Consider the following 4105-nt stretch of genomic DNA (forward strand, 5'->3'; position numbering starts at 1 on the left):
GAACTGGATGGAAGGCCGGGGGTAAAAGAGGTATCCGCAGAACTGATGCAGAAACTGGAGGAATCATGACGTTTTGCACGGCGATTAATTGTATGGACGGGCGGGTGCAGCTCCCGGTCATTACGTATCTTCAGAAGCGTTTTGACGCCATCTATGTGGACGTGATCACCGAACCGGGTCCCAACCGGATTCTCGCCGATCAGACGGACAGCACTCTGACCGCATCCATCTTGAACCGTGTGAACATCTCCGTCAACAAACACGGTTCTACCAACATAGCGGTCGTCGGCCACTATGACTGTGCGGGGAATCCCACTCCGGAAGAAGAACAGCTGGTCCAGACCAGGAAGGCCGTTGCGCTGCTCCGCAAGGAACATCCGGGGTGCACCGTTATCGGTCTTTGGGTGGATCGGGATTGGGAAGTAAGCGAAATTCCCTCCGATGCATCCTAGCCGGATATCCGGGCAGGAATGGTGTTACTCGGCAGGGTCACCGCGAAGGTGACCCTCTGCCCTTCCTCGCCGGCCACATGCAGGCTGACGCTGAACTTAGATTCCTTCATTGTGCCACCTTCTCCCGACCCTTATGATCAAATAAAAACAGCGGAGTGGCTGAAAAGCCTACCCGCTGTTTTTTTATACAACCGATTTGTTACCTAGCGTCTTCATCACTTATCTTTATCACGTTTTTTTCCGCCAGCACATGCATTTCTTCATTGCTGTAACCAAGCTCTGCCAATAGTTCTTTTGTATCGGCGCCTATGGCCTCGGCGGGATTGCTGCGCAGCCCGAAATCATAGTCCCTGATGCGGATTGGCAGGCGGGGCATCTTGGTTTCTACCCCGCCGGGAAACATGGTATGGATAAGTCCACTTTTCTCTTGGTTGAGCTGCGGGTCATCGAACAAGTCTTCGGGGCGGGCAACCGGCGAAAAACATATCCCGGCTTCGTCGCATAACCGGATCGCTTCCGCTTTGGTGTATTGTTTGATCATCTTTTCCACTTCCGGGATAAACCACTCGCGCTGGTCGATACGACCGTTGTTGGAATTGAGCCTCTCATCTTCCAGCCAATCCTGTCGATTAAAGGCTTCACAGAAACTTCGCCAATGCTTTTCGCTGATCAAGCCGATGAAAATGTTTTCCTTATCTTTGGTTTCAAACAAACGATAGACTGACCAGGCACTGACCCTGACCGGCATCGGGGGAACCGGCTCGCCGGTCAGTGCAGAGTAGGCCATATGCTGGCCCATGGCGAAGGCAGTAGTTTCAAACAAAGCGCTCTTCACCTCAGCTCCTTTTCCGGTCCTCTGCCTGTCGTACAAGGCCGTCATGATGCCGATGACACCGAACATGCCGCCTGTGATATCAATAATGGACGTCCCTGCTCTCGTGGGCTGTCCGGGAGGACCGGTCATGTAGGCCAGGCCACCCATCATTTGCACCACTTCATCCATTGCGACCCGTTTTTCGTACGGACCGGGCATGAATCCTTTGAGCGAACAGTAAATCAGCACGGGGTTTTCCTTGGAAAGGGGTTCGTATCCATACCCCAGCCTCTCCATGGTTCCCGGCCCGAAATTTTCGATGAGAACGTCGGCCGAACGAATCAGTTTAAAAACGATTTCTTTTCCTTCAGAAGATTTGAGGTCCACGGCCAATGATTTCATATTCCGTGTGAAGTAAGGATAGTAGCCCACCCCGAATCCTTTGAGGCGCCGGGTGGGATCACCGCCGGGCGGTTCAAGATGGATCACCTCGGCACCCATATCGGCCATTATCATTCCAGTGGTCGGTCCCATGACCGCATGGGTGAAAGCAAGAACCCGGATTCCTTCCAGGGGGAGCTGTTTTTCGTTTGCATTCATGTAAAGGGCCTCCTTTCCAGTCCCGGCTTTTTTGTCCCAGTATTGGATCATTGTCCGGCTTGAAGACAGCGCCGGAATTTCTTACTCCGCTACTCGCGGCATAGTACTCTATTCAGGAAAATCCCCATTTATTCTGAGATAATTCGCCAATCCACCGGCCGTCAGTATGGCGATCATACCGGGCGGCAAGGGGATGATTTGATGGGAAACAGCTTTCGTCAGATTCTCCATTTTTCCTGCGGCGGGATCTATATGCAGCAGGTCTCCCGTTTCGATTCCTGACCAGTCCACTTCAATCACCGGCAATCCCACATTGACGGCGTTTCTAAAAAAAATTCGGGCAAAAGATCGGGCTGCGACGGCTGCGACACCAGCGGATTTCAGGGCCAATGGGGCCTGCTCCCGGGAAGAACCGCAACCGAAGTTCTCTCCAGCGACAAGGATATCTCCAGGTGTCATGCGTTCCCGAAAATCAGGATCCAGATCTTCCAGAACGTGTTCGCCCAGTATCTGCAAATCCAAGGTCTTGGTGTACTTTCCCGGAATGATCACATCCGTATTGATATGATCACCGTAAACATGGGCGCAGCCATGCAATATAAGAGCATCCATAAGCGAATCCAATTCACAGGTACTGCCTGGGATCGGTTATTTTGCCGGCACGGGCCGAAGCAGCGACCGTGGCGGGCGACGCCAGATAGATAACCGCTCTGGGGTTGCCCATTCGGCCGAGAAAATTGCGGTTCCCTGAAGAAATCACCACTTCGCCGTCTCCGGGCACGCCGTTATGCGTTCCTACACACGGACCGCAACCCGGTGGAATGAAAGTCGCCCCTGCTTCAGTCAGGATTTCCACTGTCCCGTCCCTTACGGCGTCAAGAAACACCATTCGTGAGGCTGGCGACACAATAAGGCGCACGTCCGGGTGGACGGTGGTGCCTTTCAATATACGGGCGGCCATGCGAAGATCGTCCAAGCGACCGTTGACGCATGTACCGAGAAAAGCGACCTGCACCGGTCGGCCTTCCTCTTCCTCCACGGGGCTCGCCAGATCCGGCGAGTGAGGCCGGCTTACCATAGGGCATATATTCGACGCGTCAAAAGCAATCGTCTCATCGTAGGTTGCATCCGGATCCGGTCGAAATGGTTCGATATCGACTGTTGGAAGTCCGTCAGGATGAACGAAGCCTGTTTTTGCGCCTGCCTCAATGGCCATATTAGCCATGGTCATCCTGTCAGCCATACTCAATACCGCTGTCGCCGTCCCGCTGAACTCCAGGGATTTATAGGTGGCCCCGGCAATACCTATGCAACCGAGGACAGCCAGAATAATGTCCTTGCCCTGCACACCAGAAGGAATTTGTCCGTCTATGACGATTCTTTTCGTTCGGGGAACCTTGAGCCAGGTTTTCCCGGTCAACCAGACGCCGGCCAGGTCCGTGGAGCCCATTCCTACACCCATGGCCCCGAGGGCTCCATAGGTGCAGGTGTGGGAATCGGCGCCGATAATAATTTGATTGGGCCTTACAAATCTTTTCTCCACCAGCACCTGATGACAGATACCTTCTCCCGCTTCCAGCAATTGACAGTCTTGGCGTCGGGCGAAATCACGCATCAGCATATGCAGGTTGGCGATGTTCGAATTTGGTGCAGGTGCGGCATGATCGATTACCAAAATGCATCGAGCGGGATTCCAAAGCTTTTTTCCGCCCATGGCATCGAAGGCAGTGATGGCCAAAGGAGCTGTGGTATCCGAAGCCATGGCACCGTCCACCGGCACTATAACGATCTCATCAGGTTCGACAGGCCTTCCTACATTCCTGGAGATAATTTTTTCTACAATAGTCTGTCCCATTTCTTTCGAAGCTAGCCCAATACCATTTTGATGTCTTCCCGGGCCAAGAGGCGGTGCATCTTTCCTTCGGAAGGCTTTCCAAAAAAGTCTTCCAGGGATCGGCTAATCCGGGCCAGTCGCTGAACGTTCAGGCCCGTCTCGATGCCCATCTGATGAAGCATCACCGCGAAATCCTCTGTAGCAATATTTCCCGTAGCACCCTTGATGAAGGGGCATCCACCCATTCCGCCGAAGGCCGTATCAAAATGATTGATTCCGACCTGCAACGCGGCCAGTGCGTTGGCCAGCCCCTTGCCTTCCGTGTCGTGAAGATGGAGCCACACAGGCCTTGTCCCGGCCAGTTTGACTGTGGATGCACAAAGGGACTGTATGGCCGCCGGATTG

Annotated in this window: 5 protein-coding genes; 1 reads left to right on the plus strand and 4 read right to left on the minus strand. The window is 53.6% G+C overall.

From position 1 onward, the window contains the following. Nucleotides 1–65: 65 nt before the first annotated feature. On the plus strand, nt 66–452 hold the full coding sequence (locus LJE94_05805; GenBank protein ID MCG6909624.1) for a hypothetical protein: 387 nt from the start codon (nt 66–68) through the stop codon (nt 450–452). A 199-nt stretch (nt 453–651) separates the two neighbouring features. Here the strand turns inward: LJE94_05805 and LJE94_05810 are convergent, their stop codons facing one another. The 4 genes from LJE94_05810 to LJE94_05825 form a co-directional block, all read right to left on the minus strand. Continuing rightward, entirely contained in the window at nt 652–1866 is a 1215-nt protein-coding gene (locus LJE94_05810; protein MCG6909625.1) for a CoA transferase, read from the minus strand. 108 nt (nt 1867–1974) lie between these two features. Beyond that, the gene (locus LJE94_05815; GenBank protein ID MCG6909626.1) at nt 1975–2478 is read right to left on the minus strand and encodes a 3-isopropylmalate dehydratase small subunit; all 504 of its coding nucleotides are present in this window, start codon (nt 2476–2478) and stop codon (nt 1975–1977) included. A gap of 13 nt (nt 2479–2491) precedes the next feature. Further along, on the minus strand, nt 2492–3721 hold the full coding sequence (locus LJE94_05820) for a 3-isopropylmalate dehydratase large subunit (GenBank protein ID MCG6909627.1): 1230 nt from the start codon (nt 3719–3721) through the stop codon (nt 2492–2494). Nucleotides 3722–3732: 11 nt separating this feature from the next. Beyond that, on the minus strand, nt 3733–4105 hold a 373-nt coding region (locus LJE94_05825; GenBank protein MCG6909628.1), incomplete at its 5' end, for a hydroxymethylglutaryl-CoA lyase.

The organism is Deltaproteobacteria bacterium, from assembly GCA_022340465.1.
GTDB lineage: Bacteria > Desulfobacterota > Desulfobacteria > Desulfobacterales > B30-G6 > JAJDNW01.